This is a genomic window from Mycobacterium sp. D16R24 (genome assembly GCF_002013385.1).
GTDB lineage: Bacteria > Actinomycetota > Actinomycetes > Mycobacteriales > Mycobacteriaceae > Mycobacterium.
Map to the genome: position 1 here is coordinate 1 of NZ_MAEV01000033.1, position 17,887 is coordinate 17,887.

Annotated in this window: 17 protein-coding genes and 1 pseudogene; 13 read left to right on the top strand and 5 right to left on the bottom strand. The window is 63.6% G+C overall.

Features of this window, described 5'->3' with window-relative positions; translation table 11 throughout:
* Positions 1-1,236, top strand: a 1,236-nt coding sequence (locus B4383_RS23510; protein ID WP_139361013.1) for a PLP-dependent aminotransferase family protein, incomplete at its 5' end; no start/stop codon positions are given.
* Between the two features lie 12 nt (positions 1,237-1,248).
* On the opposite strand, the gene serB is transcribed toward B4383_RS23510, so the two are convergent.
* A complete protein-coding gene (serB, locus tag B4383_RS23515; RefSeq protein ID WP_078293959.1) occupies positions 1,249-2,508 on the bottom strand; it encodes a phosphoserine phosphatase SerB in 1,260 nt (419 codons plus the stop codon).
* 3 nt (positions 2,509-2,511) lie between these two features.
* Positions 2,512-4,209 carry a cytochrome c oxidase subunit I gene (ctaD, locus tag B4383_RS23520; protein ID WP_078293961.1) on the bottom strand — a complete coding sequence of 566 codons (1,698 nt, stop codon included), beginning with the start codon at positions 4,207-4,209 and terminating at the stop codon, positions 2,512-2,514.
* 225 nt (positions 4,210-4,434) lie between these two features.
* On the opposite strand from ctaD, the gene B4383_RS23525 reads away from it, so the two are divergent.
* The 9 genes and pseudogenes from B4383_RS23525 to B4383_RS23565 all read left to right on the top strand — a co-directional run bounded on the left by B4383_RS23525 (position 4,435) and on the right by B4383_RS23565 (position 12,708).
* Positions 4,435-5,442, top strand: a complete 1,008-nt coding sequence (locus B4383_RS23525) for an iron-siderophore ABC transporter substrate-binding protein (RefSeq protein WP_286150738.1) — start codon at positions 4,435-4,437, stop codon at positions 5,440-5,442.
* Between the two features lie 52 nt (positions 5,443-5,494).
* Positions 5,495-5,773: a YciI family protein gene (locus B4383_RS23530; RefSeq protein ID WP_078293966.1), complete on the top strand. Its 279-nt coding sequence runs from the start codon at positions 5,495-5,497 to the stop codon at positions 5,771-5,773.
* The gene (locus B4383_RS23535; RefSeq protein ID WP_078293968.1) at positions 5,770-6,282 is read left to right on the top strand and encodes a nitroreductase/quinone reductase family protein; all 513 of its coding nucleotides are present in this window, start codon (positions 5,770-5,772) and stop codon (positions 6,280-6,282) included. The genes B4383_RS23530 and B4383_RS23535 overlap by 4 nt, the downstream gene beginning before the upstream one ends.
* A 135-nt stretch (positions 6,283-6,417) precedes the next feature.
* Positions 6,418-6,891, top strand: coding sequence for an SRPBCC family protein (locus B4383_RS23540; RefSeq protein ID WP_078293971.1), 474 nt, complete (start codon positions 6,418-6,420; stop codon positions 6,889-6,891).
* A gap of 41 nt (positions 6,892-6,932) precedes the next feature.
* Positions 6,933-7,549: pseudogene (locus B4383_RS23545) on the top strand (EamA family transporter); the annotation flags it as partial.
* A gap of 132 nt (positions 7,550-7,681) precedes the next feature.
* Positions 7,682-9,553 (top strand): ABC transporter ATP-binding protein/permease, encoded by a 1,872-nt coding sequence (locus B4383_RS23550; RefSeq protein WP_078293974.1) that lies wholly within the window; start codon positions 7,682-7,684, stop codon positions 9,551-9,553.
* 70 nt (positions 9,554-9,623) lie between these two features.
* Positions 9,624-10,664 (top strand): NAD(P)-dependent alcohol dehydrogenase, encoded by a 1,041-nt coding sequence (locus B4383_RS23555; RefSeq protein ID WP_078293976.1) that lies wholly within the window; start codon positions 9,624-9,626, stop codon positions 10,662-10,664.
* A 56-nt stretch (positions 10,665-10,720) separates the two neighbouring features.
* Positions 10,721-12,214 (top strand): LLM class flavin-dependent oxidoreductase, encoded by a 1,494-nt coding sequence (locus B4383_RS23560; protein ID WP_078293978.1) that lies wholly within the window; start codon positions 10,721-10,723, stop codon positions 12,212-12,214.
* Positions 12,184-12,708 carry a hypothetical protein gene (locus tag B4383_RS23565; RefSeq protein ID WP_078293981.1) on the top strand — a complete coding sequence of 175 codons (525 nt, stop codon included), beginning with the start codon at positions 12,184-12,186 and terminating at the stop codon, positions 12,706-12,708. The genes B4383_RS23560 and B4383_RS23565 overlap by 31 nt, the downstream gene beginning before the upstream one ends.
* On the opposite strand, the gene B4383_RS23570 is transcribed toward B4383_RS23565, so the two are convergent.
* Positions 12,709-13,038, bottom strand: coding sequence for a DUF3349 domain-containing protein (locus B4383_RS23570; RefSeq protein WP_078293984.1), 330 nt, complete (start codon positions 13,036-13,038; stop codon positions 12,709-12,711). It lies immediately after the preceding gene.
* 157 nt (positions 13,039-13,195) lie between these two features.
* Positions 13,196-14,170, bottom strand: coding sequence for a class 1b ribonucleoside-diphosphate reductase subunit beta (gene nrdF / locus B4383_RS23575; RefSeq protein ID WP_078293986.1), 975 nt, complete (start codon positions 14,168-14,170; stop codon positions 13,196-13,198).
* Between the two features lie 173 nt (positions 14,171-14,343).
* Here nrdF and B4383_RS23580 point away from each other — a divergent pair, with 173 nt between their 5' ends.
* From B4383_RS23580 to B4383_RS23590, 3 genes are read left to right on the top strand one after another with little or no spacing between them, the layout of a single operon-like run.
* Positions 14,344-15,210 (top strand): SDR family oxidoreductase, encoded by an 867-nt coding sequence (locus B4383_RS23580; protein ID WP_078293989.1) that lies wholly within the window; start codon positions 14,344-14,346, stop codon positions 15,208-15,210.
* A 29-nt stretch (positions 15,211-15,239) separates the two neighbouring features.
* A complete protein-coding gene (locus B4383_RS23585) occupies positions 15,240-16,433 on the top strand; it encodes a geranylgeranyl reductase family protein (RefSeq protein WP_078293992.1) in 1,194 nt (397 codons plus the stop codon).
* 30 nt (positions 16,434-16,463) lie between these two features.
* On the top strand, positions 16,464-17,108 hold the full coding sequence (locus B4383_RS23590) for a YoaK family protein (protein ID WP_078294041.1): 645 nt from the start codon (positions 16,464-16,466) through the stop codon (positions 17,106-17,108).
* On the opposite strand, the gene B4383_RS23595 is transcribed toward B4383_RS23590, so the two are convergent.
* Positions 17,094-17,831, bottom strand: coding sequence for a maleylpyruvate isomerase family mycothiol-dependent enzyme (locus B4383_RS23595; RefSeq protein ID WP_078293995.1), 738 nt, complete (start codon positions 17,829-17,831; stop codon positions 17,094-17,096). The two genes, B4383_RS23590 and B4383_RS23595, sit on opposite strands and share 15 nt — an antisense overlap.
* Between the last annotated feature and the right edge of the window lie 56 nt (positions 17,832-17,887).

Below are 17,887 nucleotides of genomic sequence, written 5' to 3' on the forward strand. Positions count from 1 at the left end.
TCCGAACTTCGCGAGAACGGATACCTGCGCGGCCGACAGGGAGCGCGCAGCACCACTGCTCTACCCGGCCCCGACCGATCACATTCGGCTACCACAGGATTGGCGAGCGCGATGATCGACCTGCAAAATGCCGCCACCGCCGCACCGGCTGCCGCGATACTGGAGGCGTATCAGCTCGCCCTGGTCAAACTGCCGACCCACCTTCGGGGAATCGGTCATGAATTGGTGGGCATTCCGGAGCTGCGACCCCGCATCGCCGAGCACTTCTCTCGGCGCGGCCTGCCCACCGCAGAGGACCAAATCATGGTGACGTGCGGCGCCCAGCAGGCCATCGCGCTACTCCTGGGCACCTTCGTGGAGCCCGGCGACAGAGTCCTGGTGGAGCAGCCGAGTTACCACGGTGCGCTCGATGCGATCACCCAACGTGGTGCACGCCCTGTTCCGGTACCGATGCACACCCACGAACGCGAGTCGGGCTGGGATATGACCGGCCTGGAGACCACCATCCGTCAAACGGCTCCAAACCTCGCCTACCTGGTGCTGGACAATCACAACCCCACCGGCCTCACCATGCCACTTGCGCAGCGAAAAATATTGGCGGACATCATCTCTCAGACCAGAACCCGCACGATCGTCGACGAGTCGCTCGTTGGATCCTGGCATGTGGCACCCACACCCGCGCCGATGGCCTCGCTGGTGGCGCGTCCCGATCTGGTGGTCACCATCGGGTCCATGTCGAAATCGTTCTGGGGCGGCATGCGCGTCGGCTGGATTCGTGCCGACCGCACCACCATCGCCCGGCTCGCCGCGGTGCGCTCGGCCATGGACACAGGAACACCGATCCTCGAACAGCTGGCCGCCGCCGAGCTGCTGGAACGTGCGGACGAGGTGGAAGCCATGCAGCGAGAGACCCTTCGCGCACGGCGCGCCCTGGTGGTGGCCGAGCTGCACCGGCGGCTCCCCGATTGGGAGCTCCAGGAAGCCGAAGGCGGACTGTGCATCTGGGCCCGGCTGCCCGCTCCGATGAGTACTGCGCTCGCGGCCGCCGCCGCGCGCCTCGGGGTCCGCATTGCTGCCGGCCCACGGTTCGGGGTCGGCGGTTCGCTGGAACGTTTTGTGCGGGTGCCCTTCACCCAGCACGACGATCAGTTGTTACGCGGTGTCGAATTACTCGCCCAGGCCTGGCACACCGTGACCGGTGCTGCACCGCTTGCCGATTCGGCGATGGTGGGCTGACCCACACGGCTCTTAATCGTCGAGAATCTCGACGCGGCGCACTCCGCCGTCGACGGCGTCGGCGGCCTCGATCTCGGCGCGGGTCACCCCGAGAATGAACAACACCACATCCAGATACGGCTGACTCACCGACGCGTCGGCAACCTCGCGCAGTGCGGGCTTGGCGTTGAAGGCCACACCGAGCCCGGCCGCCGACAACATGTCGATATCGTTCGCGCCATCACCGACCGCCACCGTCTGCGCCAGCGGCACCCCCGCCTCATAGGCGAACTGCCGCAACGCTTTAGCCTTCCCCGGGCGGTCTACGACCTCCCCGATGACACGGCCGGTGAGCTTGCCATCCACGATTTCCAAGACATTGGCGGCCACGAAATCGAGGGCCAGGTCGTGGGCCAGCGGATCGATCACCTGCCGGAATCCGCCCGACACCACACCGCACGAATACCCCAGACGCCGCAAGGTCCGGATGGTGGTGCGTGCACCCGGGGTGAGCACCAGCTCCTCGGCCACCTCTTCGAGCACTGATTCTGGCAGCCCGGCCAGGGTGGCCACTCGCTGGTGTAGCGACTCGGCGAAGTCCAACTCTCCCCGCATGGCCGCCTCGGTGATGGCCGCGACCTGTTCCCTGGCCCCGGCACGATCGGCGAGCATCTCGATGACCTCGCCCTGAATCAGGGTCGAGTCGACGTCGAAGACGATGAGCCGCTTGGCCCGCCGGTCCAGGCTGCTGTGCTCGACGGCGATGTCCACCGGCTCGTCGACGGTCACCTGCGCCATGGCGGTGTGCAGGTCGAGATCGGTCAGCCGCTGTCCCCCGCGAGCGGGAGGTGCCCCCAGCGGAACCGTGACCCGCAGCTCCAGGCCTGTCACGGGATAGTCGGCGATACCCCGGATCAGGTCGATGTTGATCCCTAGTTCGGCAAGTGCGCGCGCTACCGCCCCGAAGGCCCTCGCGGTGACGGGCCGGCCCAGCACCACGATGGTGTGAGTCGACGGGTCCCGGATTACTGAGCTATCGCGGCCGAGTTCGACGTCAACATTGAACCCGAGCGTGTGCATGGCCTCTTCGAGCTCGTCCTGCAAGGCCTCCACGGCTTGGTTGCCACCGTGCGCCTTGACCAGCACACCGAGCGTGAGCTTCCCGCGGATGACGACCTGCTCAACATTCAGTAGCTCGACGCCGTGGCGGGATAGCACGCCCATGAGCACCGAGGTGACACCAGGCTTGTCGGCCCCGGTGACGGTGACAAGGACCGTGAAGTTACGGGCCACCGGTTACTTGTGGCCGCCACCCACGTGCGCCTCGGCGCGCATGCGTTCGGACATGTGCGGGTAGTGCAGCTCGAATGCCGGGCGTTCCGAACGGATTCGGGGCAGCTCGGAGAAATTGTGCCGCGGCGGCGGGCAGCTGGTGGCCCACTCCAGGGAGTTGCCGTAGCCCCACGGATCGTCAACCGTGACGACCTCGCCGTAGCGGTAGCTCTTGAACACGTTCCACAGGAACGGCAGCGTCGAGGCGCCCAGGATGAAGGCACCCACCGTCGAGAACGAGTTCAGGAAGGTGAAGCCATCGGTGGGCAGGTAGTCGGCGTAACGGCGCGGCATGCCCTGGTTACCCAGCCAGTGCTGCACCAGGAAGGTGGAGTGGAACCCGATGAAGGTAAGCCAGAAGTGGAACTTGCCCAGACGCTCGTCGAGCAGGCGGCCCGTCATCTTCGGGAACCAGAAGTAGATACCGGCGTAGGTCGCGAACACGATGGTGCCGAAGAGCACGTAGTGGAAGTGCGCGATCACGAAGTACGAGTCGGTGACGTGGAAGTCGACCGGAGGCATGGCCAGCAGCACACCCGTCAGACCACCGAAGAGGAAGGTAACCAGGAAGCCCACCGAGAAGATCATCGGGGTCTCGAAGGTCAACTGCCCCTTCCACATGGTGCCGATCCAGTTGAAGAACTTGATACCGGTCGGAACCGCGATCAGGAACGTCATGAACGAGAAGAAAGGCAGCAACACGGCGCCAGTGGCGTACATGTGGTGCGCCCACACCGCGATAGACAGCGCCGCAATACCGAGCGTCGCGTAGATCAGTGTGGTGTAACCGAAGATCGGCTTTCGACTGAACACCGGGAAGATCTCCGAAACAATGCCGAAGAACGGCAGCGCGATGATGTAGACCTCGGGGTGTCCGAAGAACCAGAACAGGTGCTGCCACAGCAGAACACCGCCGTTGGCGGGATCAAAGATGTGGGCTCCAAGGTGCCGGTCAGCGGCCAGACCGAAGAGCGCGGCGGTCAGCAGCGGGAAGGCCAGCAGCACCAGCACGCTGGTCACCAGGATGTTCCAGGTGAAGATCGGCATCCGGAACATGGTCATACCGGGGGCACGCATACAGACGACCGTGGTGATCATGTTGACCGCGCCAAGAATGGTGCCCAGACCACCGACGGCCAGACCCATGATCCACAGGTCGGCGCCAGCACCCGGCGAGTGAATGGCGTCGGTCAGCGGGGTGTAGGCGGTCCAGCCGAAGTCGGCGGCGCCACCAGGGGTGATGAAGCCGGCGATACCGATCATGGCGCCGAAGAGGAACAGCCAGAACGAGAAGGCGTTCAGACGCGGGAAAGCGACGTCAGGCGCGCCAATCTGCAACGGCAGCACCACGTTCGCGAAGCCAAACACGATAGGCGTCGCGTAGAACAGCAGCATCACGGTGCCGTGCATGGTGAACAGCTGGTTGAACTGCTCGTTGGACAGGAACTGCAGGCCCGGCACCGCCAGCTCGGCGCGCATGAACAGCGCCATCAAGCCACCGATGAGGAAGAACGCGAAGCACACGACCAGATACATGATGCCGATCAGCTTGTGATCGGTGGTCGTGATCAGTCGGTAGATCAGAGTGCCCCGCGCGCCCGTGCGGGGCGGGAACGGGCGGCTGGCCTGCAATCCACCAATGGGGGGTGCTTCGGCGGTCACGGCTCCTCCGATTCCTTGTAGCGCGCAGTCGATCCAGTGACTGCATGTCTGTGGTGAATCCTAGCCCGCGCCACCCCCGATCGTGGAGCGGGTCCTACAGAGAGTCGTACTTGGGGTTGATTACCATCCGCGCGACCGTGGTCGAAGCGTCCTACCCGCGTGTTCACGACCCCGCGCGGTAAGTTCAACCGGGTGCAGACAGCGAGGTTCTGGGGCGCTGCCGTGATGTCGGCAGCACTGGTGACGGCGACGGTGTCCGGCTGTACCGAGAAACCCACCAACGAAACCCCGAGCACCCTGGCCACCAGCACCACGAAGATCGCCGGCGCGGGCGTGTTGGGCAATGCCCGTAAGCCCGACGAGTCCTGCGCCAAGGACCCGGCGGCTGTCGACTCCGCCGCACCGCGCGAGGTGCGGCACGCCCAAGGCGAGACCGAGGTACCCGAGGACGCCAAACGCATCGTGGTCCTTGATGCCGGCGCCATCGACACACTGTGTGCGCTGGGGTTGCAGGATCGCATCGTCGGAGTCGCACTGGCCGACCGCGCGACGTCTCCCCCGTCCTATCTGGGCACCGTGGTCCATGACCTGCCGTCAATCGGTCCAATGGCATCTCCGGACCTGGCCAAGATCGGTGCCGCCAAACCCGATCTCATCCTGAGCTCGGTTGGCGAGCAGAATTCCTACCTCGACCTGAGCGCCATCGCGCCTACCGTGATCGTGTCCGGCCACGATCTCGCCGAGCACGTCCGGCTGGTGGGTAAGGCCACCAGGCGGACCGCCGATACCGACAAGCTGTGGTCGGGCTTCGTCGATGCCGCCAAGAAGGTGGGCCGCGAGAACGACGCCACACATTTCCAGGCCTCAATAGTCCAGTTCACCGATCAGACGGTGCGGGTGTATGGCGCCAACAACTTCCCTGCTTCGGTGCTCGCCACCGTGGGACTGGATCGTCCTGCCACCCAACGGTTTACCGACACTCCGTTCATCGAGATCAGCGCCGAGGACTTCTCGGCAGTCGAGGGCGACATCGTCTACGTCTCGTTTACCAGCCCGTCGGCCAAGGATCGGGCTGCCCGGATTTTCGGCACCAAGCCCTGGAGGGCGCTCGGCGCCACACGAGACAACCGGGTGTTCGCGGTCAACAACGAGGTCTGGCAGACCGGGGATGGAATTGTCGCGGCCCGCGGGATTCTGGACGACTTGCAGTGGGTCAACGCACCCATCAACTAGATCTCCCAGTCGGCCCGCACCCACCCATCGCCCCAGGCGTTACGCTCCCGGCATGTACCACGTACTGCAGCTGACCTATACCCAACCGCTCGACGTCGTGGACGGTGTCCGCCCCGCACACCTGGAGTGGCTCGACGGCGAGATCGCGGCAGGCAATCTGCTGATCAGCGGCCGCAACGAGGCAGGTACCGGCGGCGTGCTGGTCACCGGCGACATCAGCGCACAGGACGCCGACGCCCTGATCGCCGCCGATCCGTACACCACGGCCGGTGTTGCCGAGTACACCCGAATTGGATTCAACGCTGGACGCAAAGCCGAGATAATCCCTTGAGCGACAAGGGTTTTCCAGAGAATCGCTGGGGCAATCCCGACAGCGCGCTGTCCCGGGCCGCCGCCAAGTTCGCCGCCACCAAACCGGGGTCGTGGACCATCCGAAAGTTGACCCCACTGGACCGGGCCGTCATGGAGCGCACCGGCAGCCGGTACACCGTGCTGGGCCCGTTGGGTTTATCGACACTGCTGCTCACCACGACCGGCCGCAAGTCTGGCCAGCCTCGGGTCTCCCCGCTGCTGTATCTCCACGATGGCCATCGGATCGTACTGGTGGGCAGCAATTTCGGCCAGGAGAAGCACCCGGCGTGGACCACCAATCTGCTCGCCGATCCGCGCGCCAAGGTGACACTGGCCGGCCAGACCATCGATGTGGTCGCGACCCCCGCGCAGGGCGCCGAGCGCGACGACTACTACCGGCGCTTCGAGGCGATGCTCGAGGTCTATTCCGCCTACAAGGGCCGGACCGGGCGCGAGATCAGGGTTTTCATTCTGGAACGTGCCACCTAAAGCTATCCGTTACCGGCAGTATCCGTACCTCCAGTACCAGTTCTGAGCTGGAACTTTAGAATCAGTTTGCCTGAAAAGGCTCCATTTTTGCTCCAATTGGGCTAACGTTCCCCGCAGTCCGCGGAAGGATGGAACGTGATCCAGGAACGCATCGACATTGCCGTCGCCGCTAGGCCCGAAACCGTTCTCGAGGTGCTCAAGGATGTGGAGTCCGTCGATAGTTGGCTGCGCCCACATCTGCCGACGTGGCCGCCGGTCGCCAGCACGATGACTGTGGTCGAATCATTTGACGACGGCTCGCCGCGGCTGGTGCGAACGGTGAGTACCACGCTCGGAATCTCCGATGATTCCCTGACTGAGTACGAGTGGTACCACGACGGCTGCCGGCTCACCCTGCTGGAAAGCAGAACCCTGCGCCATAACGTCAGCCGGTTCACCGTCGTCCCCGACGCCCCCGAATCCCGCCTTACCGCCGACATCTCCCTGGATCTCAAGATCCGATTGCCCGGCCTGCTGGAGCGCCAGCTCAAGAAGACCCAGGTGGGATTTGTCCGCAGCTTCCAGCGCGCGCTGGCCGCGGAATCGGCGCGGCGCGAGCTGAATTCGTAGCGATCCGAGTCAGTGCGAATCCACGCCGACGGCACGACGTTTTCTATCTCGCGATCGACCGACTGCCGCTGGGCACCGCGGTGGCGATCGAATTCCTGGGACCGATCAGTATCGCGGCGATCGGCTCGCGATCCCTCCGCGAAGGATTCTCGGTTCTGGCCGCTCTCGTCGGTGTCCTCCTGATCGCCGACGTGCAGCTCACCGCCGAGCCCGCGGGGATGGCATTCGCACTGCTTGCGGCAATTCTGGGCCGGATACATTGTGCTCGGCAAACATGTTGTGCTGCAGGGTAATCCGGACGACTCACTAGCGATCGGATTCACCGTCGCCATGATCGCGACCGCGCCGGTCTTGGCTCTCGGCATCGCCGGCGCTCATCACGAGATACCCGTCGGCCATGTCCTGGTGCTGGGACTCCTGATGGGCGTGCTCTCCAACGTCATCCCCCTACGGGCTTGACCAGGTGATCCTGCGACGAGCGGGGCGGAGCCACTTCGCAATGCTCCTAGCCCTTCTTCCGGTCTCCGCGACCGTGATCGGCGTGCTCGCTATGCACCAGATTCCCAGCACACCAGAGCTTTTCGGAATCCTCGCGATCGTGATCGCGGTCGCTTCACGCCGAGACGGCGACCCGAATGGCACACCGACCGCATTGTGATCCCCTTGCCGACGGCACCCGCACAAGACTTTCGCAACCTGGCCACTCCTCGCGCTTGCCAGGACGTGCTCAGGCCGGGGCCGTACACTCCGCGGACAACTGGATAGTGACGGACTCGGAAGGTATTGATCGATGAAGACTGCGACCGACTGGGGTACAGAGGTATGGCGATCGGTGGTCTGGATCGGCTGGGTGTTGCCGGTCACCATCGCGGCTTTTCTTACCGTCGTATTCTTGATTGTTCGGTTCACGCGGTGGGGTCGGCAATTCTGGCGCATCACCGGCCAGTACTTCACCACGCGTGAAGGGCGAGTGGGCTGGGCCCTATTGGCACTGGTGCTGCTCTCGGTAGTCGTGAATGTCCGCCTGCAGGTAGTGTTCACCTACTACTACAACGACATGTCAGCATCGATTCAGTACATCGTCCAGGCGCTGGCGCGCGATGGCCAGGGCATGCCCGAGGCCAAGGCATTCTTTTGGCTCAACGTCCGCCGATTCTGCCTTTTAGCGAGCATCTTTGTCGTGATGGTGGTAACCGACTTCTATCTGCTGCAGGCGTTCATCATTCGGTGGCGCGTGTGGCTCACCGACCGCATCACCACCGACTGGCTCTCGAAGCGCGCCTTCTACCGGTCACGTTTCATCGACGACACCATCGACAACCCGGATCAGCGAATTCAGGCTGATATCAACAACTTTGTCGCCATGTCGAGCGCACCGGAGCAGCTACAGAGTTCCTCGCTCCACCTGGCATTCGGTGCCGTGAACGCATGCATCTCGCTGCCCTCGTTCACCATCATCCTGTGGAATCTCTCGGGTCCTCTGAACATTTTCGGATATGAAATGCCCAGAGCCCTGGTGTTTCTCACCTACATCTACGTGATCGTGACGACCTTGATCGCCTTCCGGATCGGGCGCCCACTAATCCGCAGGTACTTCCTCAACGAACGCCTCAACGCCATGTTCCGTTACGCACTTGTGCGCCTGCGCGATACCTCAGAAAGCGTGGCCTTCTACCGCGGCGAAAAGGCCGAGGCCAAGCAGCTCAAGGGCCGCTTCGACGGAATCATCGACAACTTCTGGCAGCTGGTCTATCGGAGCATGGGCTTCACGGGCTGGAACTTCGCGGTATCGCAAACCGCGGCGGTTTTCAATTCCGTTCTGCAGGTTCCGAGGCTGATCGCGGGGCAGATTACCTATGGAGATGTAAGCCAAAGCGCCAGCGCCGCCGGCCAGCTGCAAACCTCCCTCTCCTTCTTCCGGAATGCCTACGACAACTTCGCCGCCTACCGCGCCACCGTCATGCGTCTGGACGGCCTGCTACAGGCCAACGCGCAGTCACGCGAGCTGCCCATGCTCGAGCCCGGCGATCAGGCGGACGGTGTCACGCTTCACAACATCTACGTCCGTAAGCCCAACGGCGACACTCTGATCGACGACCTCAACCTCAGCCTCACCGCGGGGGACGCGCTACTGATCAAGGGACGGTCGGGCGGCGGCAAGACCACACTGCTGCGCTCGCTGGCCGGACTGTGGCCGTACACCGATGGCGACTGGACCCGCCCCGGCGGCGAACACGAGACATTGTTCCTGTCGCAGATGCCCTACCTCCCGCTGGGCGATCTGCGCGCCGCCGTGAGTTACCCGGCACCGCCGGACACCTTTACCGACGAGGAATTGCGCAACACCCTCGACAAGGTGGCACTTGGTCATTTGTCCGACCGGCTGGACGAAGAATCCGACTGGATCAAGGTGCTCTCCCCCGGCGAGCAGCAGCGCGTCGCGTTCGCGCGGATACTGCTTCTCAAACCCAAGGCGATCTTCATGGACGAGTCGACGTCCTCACTCGATGAGGGGCTGGAATTCGCGCTCTACCGCCTGCTCCGCACCGAGGTCCCCGACTGCACACTCGTCAGCGTCGGCCATCGCAGCACGATCGATCAGCACCACGACCAGAAGCTGCAGCTGGAGGCCGATGGCCGGTGGTCGCTGTCCCCCGTCTAAGCGCGCGCTATGTGCGGGGCGAGTAGTGTGAGATCGGTAGCTTCGTTAACTATCGCAAAAGGATGCATATATGGTCACCGTGTCGGCTTATGCCGCCGTTTCCGGTAAGGACCCCCTGGTTCCCACCACCATCGAACGCCGTGAAGTCGGGCCGCACGACGTCTTCATCGACATCAAGTTCGCCGGTATCTGTCACTCCGATATCCATACCGTCCGCGACGAATGGGGACGCGCTAACTACCCCATCGTCCCAGGTCACGAGATTGCCGGCGTCATCACCGAGGTCGGTTCCGAAGTCACCAGATTCAAGCCCGGCGACCATGCCGGTGTCGGTTGTTTCGTCAACTCTTGTCGCGAGTGTGCGAGCTGCCTCGCAGGGCTGGAGCAGTTCTGCGAACGCGGCATGGTGGGCACCTACGGCGCCAAGGACCGTGACGGCACCCAGACCCAGGGTGGGTACAGCCAGGCCATCGTCGTTGATGAGAACTACGTGCTGCGCATCCCCGACAGCCTGCCGCTGGACGCGGCCGCGCCGCTGCTGTGCGCGGGCATCACCACCTTCTCTCCATTGCGGCACTGGAACGCAGGCCCCGGCAAGCGCGTTGCCGTCGTCGGCCTCGGTGGCCTCGGCCACATGGCCGTCAAACTCGGCAAAGCGATGGGCGCCGAGGTAACTGTGCTGAGCCAGTCGCTCAAGAAGATGGAAGACGGTCTGCGATTGGGGGCCAGCCATTACTACGCCACCGCCGACCCGGACACCTTCAAGTCGCTGCGCAGTAGCTTTGATCTGATTCTCAACACCGTGTCCTCGAACCTGGACATGGGCAAGTACCTGGGCCTGCTGGGTGTCGACGGCACCCTGGTGGAATTGGGTCTGCCCGAAAACCCGATCGAGGTCCCCGGCTTCCCGCTCCTGACCAACCGGCGCAGCATTTCAGGTTCGTTGATCGGCGGCATCCCGGAAACCCAAGAGATGCTTGATTTCTGCGCCAAGCATGGCATCGGATCGGAGATCGAGGTCATCGATGCGTCGTACATCAACGAGGCCTACGAGCGCGTCGTGGCCAGCGATGTGCGGTACCGGTTCGTCATCGACACTGCCACTTTGTAAGTTTCATCCCGAGTACAACCGGTGACTGATGTCGTCGGGGTGGCGATGCTGAGGGGATGACCCGCGTCATCCGTTTCAACGCGTTCGACATGAATTGCGTTGCGCACCAATCCCCCGGCCTGTGGCGACACCCCGACGACCAGTCCTGGCGGTACAAGGATCTGTCCTACTGGACAAATCTGGCCAAGCTGCTCGAACGCGGCCGCTTCGACGGACTGTTCATCGCCGACGTGCTGGGCACCTACGACGTCTATGACGCCAGCGATGAGGCGGCCATCCGCCAGGCCGCGCAGATTCCGGTCGCCGATCCCCTGCTGTTGGTCTCGGCGATGGCGCTGGTCACCGAGCATCTCGGCTTCGGGGTCACCACGGGCACCGGATTCGAACACCCATATCCGTTCGCGCGCAGGCTATCCACACTCGATCACCTCACCGGAGGCCGAGTCGGATGGAACGTCGTCACCGGGTACCTACCCGCCGCGGCACGCAACATGGGACAAACCGACCAGCTGGCACACGACGCCCGCTACGACCACGCCGACGAGTATCTGGAGGTGCTCTACAAGCTGTGGGAAGGCTCCTGGGAGGACGACGCCGTCGTCCGCGATGCGGCCCGCGGCGTCTTCACCGATCCCGACAAGGTGCACCACATCGGCCATGAGGGAACGCATTTCACCGTCCCCGGTGTCCATCTCGTTGAACCGTCGCCGCAGCGGACTCCGGTGATCTACCAGGCGGGATCCTCGCCGCGCGGGGTGCGCTTCGCTGCGGAGAACGCCGAGGCGGTCTTCACCGCGGCCCCGACTAAGGACCTGCTACGCCAGACGGTCACCACGATCCGCCGCGAGCTGGAACTCGCCGGACGAGATCCCTACTCCGCCAAAATCTTCAACCTCACCACCGTCGTCACCGGCGAGAACTCCGAGGCGGCGCACGCCAAGCACCGCGAGCTGCTGAGCTATGGCAGCGCCGAGGGCGCACTGGTCTTCATGTCCGGCTGGATGGGCGTCGACCTGGCCCGCTACGGCCTGGACGAGCCGATCGGAAATGTGGACTCCAACGCGATCCTGTCGGCGGTCGCGGCATTTCAGGCCGCCACCGACGACGGTCGGGAATGGACGGTGCGCGACATCGCCGAGTGGGGCGAGATCGGCGGCATGGGGCCGCTTGTCGTCGGCTCCGGCACCGAGGTCGCCGACACCCTGCAGGAGTGGGTGGAGGAAACCGATGTCGATGGCTTCAACCTGGCCTACGCGATCACACCGGGCACCTTCGAGGACTTCATCGAGTACGTGGTCCCGGTATTGACCGAACGTGGCGCATACCAAAATGGCTACACCCCAGGAACATTGCGCCACAAGCTACTGGGCAATGGCGACCGATTGCCCGATGAGCACCGCGGTACCAAGTACCGGATCGGCGGACCGCTGTCGACAATCGTCGATCGACCGTCCACCGTGCCCTCGTCGTCGGGGTCTACCGCGCCCGCGCCTACCCGGGGGCGGGGTAGATTGCGTCCATGGAAAACCGGGGCGTCAAAGCCCTGCTAGTCACATGTGTTGCGGCGCTGTGCCTGACACCCCTGGGCGCCCGCACCGCCTCCGCCGAACCGCCACCGGATTTCCCTGACGTGAGCCGGCTCCCCACAGTCGACTCCCGGCAGTACTTCAGCGTGAAGGTCTATCGTTTCGCCACACCCGATGGTGTCGTATGTGAAAGCGCCGGATGGAATCCGTACTTTCAGTGGACCTGCGTTGGACCGAAAGGCAGCGGGTCAGCTCAATTGGATCTGGGCAGCTATGCGCGGAACAACGGCGCGCCCGCGACGGTGGGCGAATCACAGGGCACCACCGAGATGTCCGGCATTCCGGTGCTACCCGGCCATCACCAGGTGCGGATAGCCGCCCCCGTGCACAACAACCACGGCAGCCAGACAACGCTGATATGTGCCACTCCGGCACCCAAGACCACTGCCTGTTTGGTCGACGATGTCCGTGGTACGCACGGATTTGTGTTGAGCCCAGAACGCAACTGGGCGTTCTAGTTACGCGTTGAGTGCGGTGGCGTCCACACCGGCCAAGGGCCAGCCGCCAGCGGCCAGGCGTGAAGCCACACGCGAAATGTCTTGAGCGGTCGGCTCATCCTTGGTCACATCCGAGATGAACTTCTCGATCTCGTCCTTGCTCACCACGCCGTCCAGCTGCGCAGCCGATACGGGGTCGGTCAGCTTGGCGACCACTTCCTGGACCTGCTCTTCGGTCAGCGTGCGGCGCAGCAGCGCCAACAGCGGGAATCGATCCGTGGGGGGAACCCCCTCCGGGTATCCGGCGGACAGCCAGGAAAGAATCGAACCGATAATCGATGTGCTCGTCACGGTAATAGTGTCCCCGCAGCGGGTTCACAGCGCGAGGTGACATCAGTACAGTTCACCGGCCGTTCATTTGTGAATCCGCCACCACCTGCGACCTGACAGGAAAGCCCCCAAACACTTGACGTATCGGGGGCTTTCATGCCTTGTGACATGGAGAGACCTAGAAATCCCAGTCCTCATCTTCGGTGTTCACGGCCTTGCCGATGACGTACGACGAACCCGATCCGGAGAAGAAGTCGTGGTTCTCGTCGGCATTCGGTGAGAGCGCCGACAGGATCGCCGGGTTCACGTCGGTCTCCTCGCGCGGGAACAGCGCCTCATAGCCCAGGTTCATCAGGGCCTTGTTGGCGTTGTAGCGCAGGAACTTCTTGACGTCCTCGGTCAACCCAACCTCGTCGTAAAGGTCTTCGGTGTAATCGGTTTCGTTCTCGTACAGCTCGTAGAGCAGGTCGTACGTGTACTCCTTGATCTCGGAGCGTGTGGCCTCGTCGGCGCGCTCCAGACCCTTCTGGAACTTGTAGCCGATGTAGTACCCGTGCACCGCCTCATCACGGATGATGAGCCGGATCATGTCGGCGGTGTTGGTGAGCTTGGCGCGGCTCGACCAGTACATCGGAAGATAGAAGCCCGAGTAGAATAAGAAGCTCTCCAGCAAGGTCGAGGCAACCTTGCGCTTGAGCGGCTCGTCACCCCGGTAGTACTCCATGACGATCTCGGCCTTGCGTTGCAGGTTCGGGTTCTCCTCCGACCAGCGGAACGCGTCGTCGATGTCGCGCGTGGAGCACAGCGTGGAGAAGATCGAGCTGTAGCTCTTGGCGTGCACCGACTCCATGAACGCGATGTTGGTGTACACCGCCTCCTCGTGCGGAGTGATCGCATCGGGGATCAAACTGACCGCGCCGACAGTGCCCTGAATGGTGTCCAGCAGCGTCAGGCCCGTGAAAACCCGCATGGTCAACTGCTTTTCGAGATCGGTAAGAGTGTTCCACGACGGGATGTCATTGGATACCGGCACCTTTTCGGGCAGCCAGAAGTTACCGGTGAGCCTGTCCCAGACCTCGGCATCCTTCTCATCGGGAACCCGGTTCCAGTTGATCGCCGAGACGCGGCTGACCAGCTTAAGTTTTTCACTCACGAGACCACTCCTGGAGAACGTCAAACAGATTCGCGGGATTCGCTGACTGTGCCACAGACACTACCCCTGGGGTGAGATATCACGGCGCAACACAACGTGTTGTGGTTAAGCGTGTCGAGCCCAATCGCAGAATCCCTAGTGACGCAAACTTGACACGTGTAAAGTCCGTGGTCATGGGCTCATCCAGGGACAAGATCTACGGGAAAACTATCGCCATCACCGGTGCCGCACGCGGGATCGGATATGCCACCGCCACCGCACTGCTGCGTCGTGGCGCTCGGGTGGTGATCGGCGACCGTGATGTTGAGGCGCTCGGAGCCGCGGTCGAGGGCCTCAAGGAAGAAGGAAACGTCGACGCCCATCCCGTGGACGTGACCGACCCCGCCTCGTTCAAGCGTTTCCTGGAGGCTGCCGGCGCCGGCGGACCGGTCGATGTGCTCGTCAACAATGCGGGCGTCATGCCGATCGGGCCGTTCCTGTCCACGAGCGACGGCGCGATCAGGTCGATGCTGGAGGTCAACCTGTACGGCGTCATCAATGGGTGTCGTCTGGCGCTTCCCGAGATGGTGGCACGCCGCGGCGGTCAGATCGTCAACATCGCATCCGTGGCCGGCCTCATGGCGGCACCCGGTATGGCGGTGTACAACGCGTCCAAGTTCGGCGTTGTCGGCCTGTCCCGCGCGCTGAGCGACGAGTTCGAGCCGCAAGGGGTCCAGGTCAGCGCCGTACTGCCGACCTTCACCAACACCGAACTGATTGCAGGCACTGATTCGACCGGCGCGCAGAAACCCGTCGAACCCGAAGACATCGCGGCGGCCGTGGTGCGGATCATCGAGAAGCCGCGCGTCCAGGTCACGGTCCCGAAGCCACTCGGCGCGGTGACCACAATCGTCAATTCGCTGCCCACCAAGGTCCGCCGATTCATGAGCAAGAAGACCGGAACCGACCGCGTGTTCCTCGAGATCGACACGAAAGCACGCAGCGCGTATGAGAACCGCGCAGGTTCGAGCTTGGGTGTGACCAAACCCGAGGGCGAATAGACGCACTCGCGGCCCTTACTATTTGATACGTGACCGAGAAGCACTACGACATTGCGGTAGTCGGCGGGGGCCCGGCCGGGTCATCCGCGGCCTGGCAGGCCGCCCGCACGGGCGCCAGCGTGGTTCTCGTCGACAAGGCCGAGTTCCCGCGGGATAAGCCATGCGGCGACGGGCTGACTGCCCGCGCGGTGAGTTACCTACAGAAGATGGGTCTGGCCCATGAGGTCGCCCAGTTCCACCGGGTCGATGGCGTGCGCGTCGATAGCGGCAGTGTCTGGGAGCTCACCTTCCCCCAGCGTCCCGGCATGCCCGATCACGGGCATGTGGTGCGTCGGCCCGAGCTGGACACCCTGCTGCTCAAGCATGCCGAGTCCGCGGGCGTCGAAGTGCGCCAGTCCACCGAGGCGGTGGGCCCGATCGGCGATGGCAATCTGGTCAAGGGCATTGAGGTCAAGACCGCGAATGGATCTCGCGAGACCATCTCGGCCGACGCGGTGATCGTGGCCGACGGTGCCTACTCCCCCATCAAGCGCGCGATGAACCTCGACTCGGAGGTCAAGGGGTACACCGCGATTGCGATCCGCGCCGAGATGGAAGCTAACCGCGAAGACTCGAACATGCTCGATATCGACCTGCGGTTGCACCATAACAATGACGCGCTGATCGGATATGGCTGGGTTTTCCCGCTCGGCGCCGGGCGGATCAATATCGGCATCGGGTACGTCAACAGCTACAAGAAGTGGCAGGACGTCAACGCGGCGCAGGTGCTGGACACCTACATGAAGAAGCTGCCCCGGGAGTGGGAGCTTCCCGATCTGGCCGAGCTGCGCAAGAACAAGGGTGTGCGGGCCTGGCGCCTGCCGATGGGATTCACCGCATGGCCACCCTGGCGCCCCGGAGTGCTGTTCGCCGGTGACGCACTGGGCGCGGGCAAGCCGGTCAGTGGTGCCGGCATCTCGAAGGCACTCGAATCCGGCTTGGCGGCAGGCGAATGCGCAGTAGCGGCGTTGCAAAACGCCGGCCCGCAAGACTTCACCAACTACCAGCAGCGGATGAATGACGCCTGGGGCCGCGAGTACCAGCGCGGACGGATCATGCACCGGGCCCTGGGTAATCCGTGGCTGTGCGACAAGGGCATCAAGCTGATGGACAACTCGACCTTCCGCGACAACCTGCTGAAGGTCTTGTACAAGCGGGCCCAGGGCCCCGGCCACAAGCACTGATCTGCCGTGTGGTCGATCCGGCGGCGCGAGATGGTGCTCGCCACCGGACTGTCGAGTGTCGCAGGATTTCTCGACGCGATCGGGTTCGTGCATCTGGGCGGGTACTTCCTGTCCTTCATGAGCGGTAACACGACCAGGATGGCCGCCTCGACGGCCGCCCAACAGTGGGAATCCGCCTACAAGGCAGCCGGTTTGATCGCCATGTTCTTCATCGGGGTGATGATCGGCGCCGTCGCGTCCCGCGTCAGCGGCGACCACGAGCGGGTCGCCGTGCTGGCCGTCGCCTCGACAACCGTGGCCGCGGCGGCGATCACACAGGAATTGGGAGCAGGTGTCGCGGCGCTGCTCGTCACGGCGCTGGCCATGGGTGAGATGAACTCGGTTTTCCAGCGCTCCGGCGAGGTCCAGGTTGGCCTCACCTACATCACCGGCACGGTCGTGAAGGCCGGACAGCGGCTCGTCGATGCGTTCTTCGGCGGACCCCGATGGGTGTGGCTGCGCTACATCACACTGTGGGCGGGCCTGACCGTCGGCGCCGTGTCGGGCGCCGCGACGTACCACCGCATCGGGCTCGATGCGCTGTGGATCGGATGGGTGCTCCTGCTCCTCGCGACGCTCACGACGTGGCTGATACGCCGATCGAGCCCCGCTCGGCCGGTACTAGATCCGGATTAGATCCAGCACCTGCTCCACGCGGGCGGCATCCCCGTCGACTGTCAAGCGTGACAACGGAACCCGGTGCCACAGCGCAAGCAGCAGATCGGACGTGGACGCCGTGATCGTGGCATCCGGTTCGGCGTCGTCATCGACGATGCCGATGGCTTCGGCGTCCACACGTAGCAGCCAGGAACCACCGGCCTCGCTGGCCTGCAGGAGGATCCGCGTTCCCCGAAGGTCTTCCGGGGTACCGCCGTCACGCCCGATACGCCTGGGCGTAAACAGCTCCGACCACTCGCCGATGCCGTCGGCCGCCAGGGCAGCGTCGATGGGTTCGGCGTCCCATCCGCGGTAGGCATGCTCGATGTCCCAGCGGTGTACCGCCACCTCATTTGCCTGGCGGCGATACCAAAATCGCACCGGCCGCTCGCCGAAGGGCGACTTCGTCGGTGCATCAAGGTCTTTCGATGTCAGGGCGGCGATGAGATTGTCGGCGCGATCGGAGTACCAACCGATGACAGTCTCCCCCGACGGAGCGTCTAGGTCGACATCAGTGTACGGAACCTTTTCCCCGATAACGACTCCCACGGCCCAGCGATGCACTCCGCCGAGATGGGCCATCACATCGCGTGCCGTCCAGCCCGGACAGGACGGTGCGTCACGCGCGAGGTATTCGGGCGGGGTGGCAGCGACCGACGCTATCCCCTTTCGCAGTGCTTCCAGCCATTCGTCGGAGCTCATGGATTAGTCATACCACCGACGACTCGGAATCTCACGACGGTTTCGGGCCGAAAAAC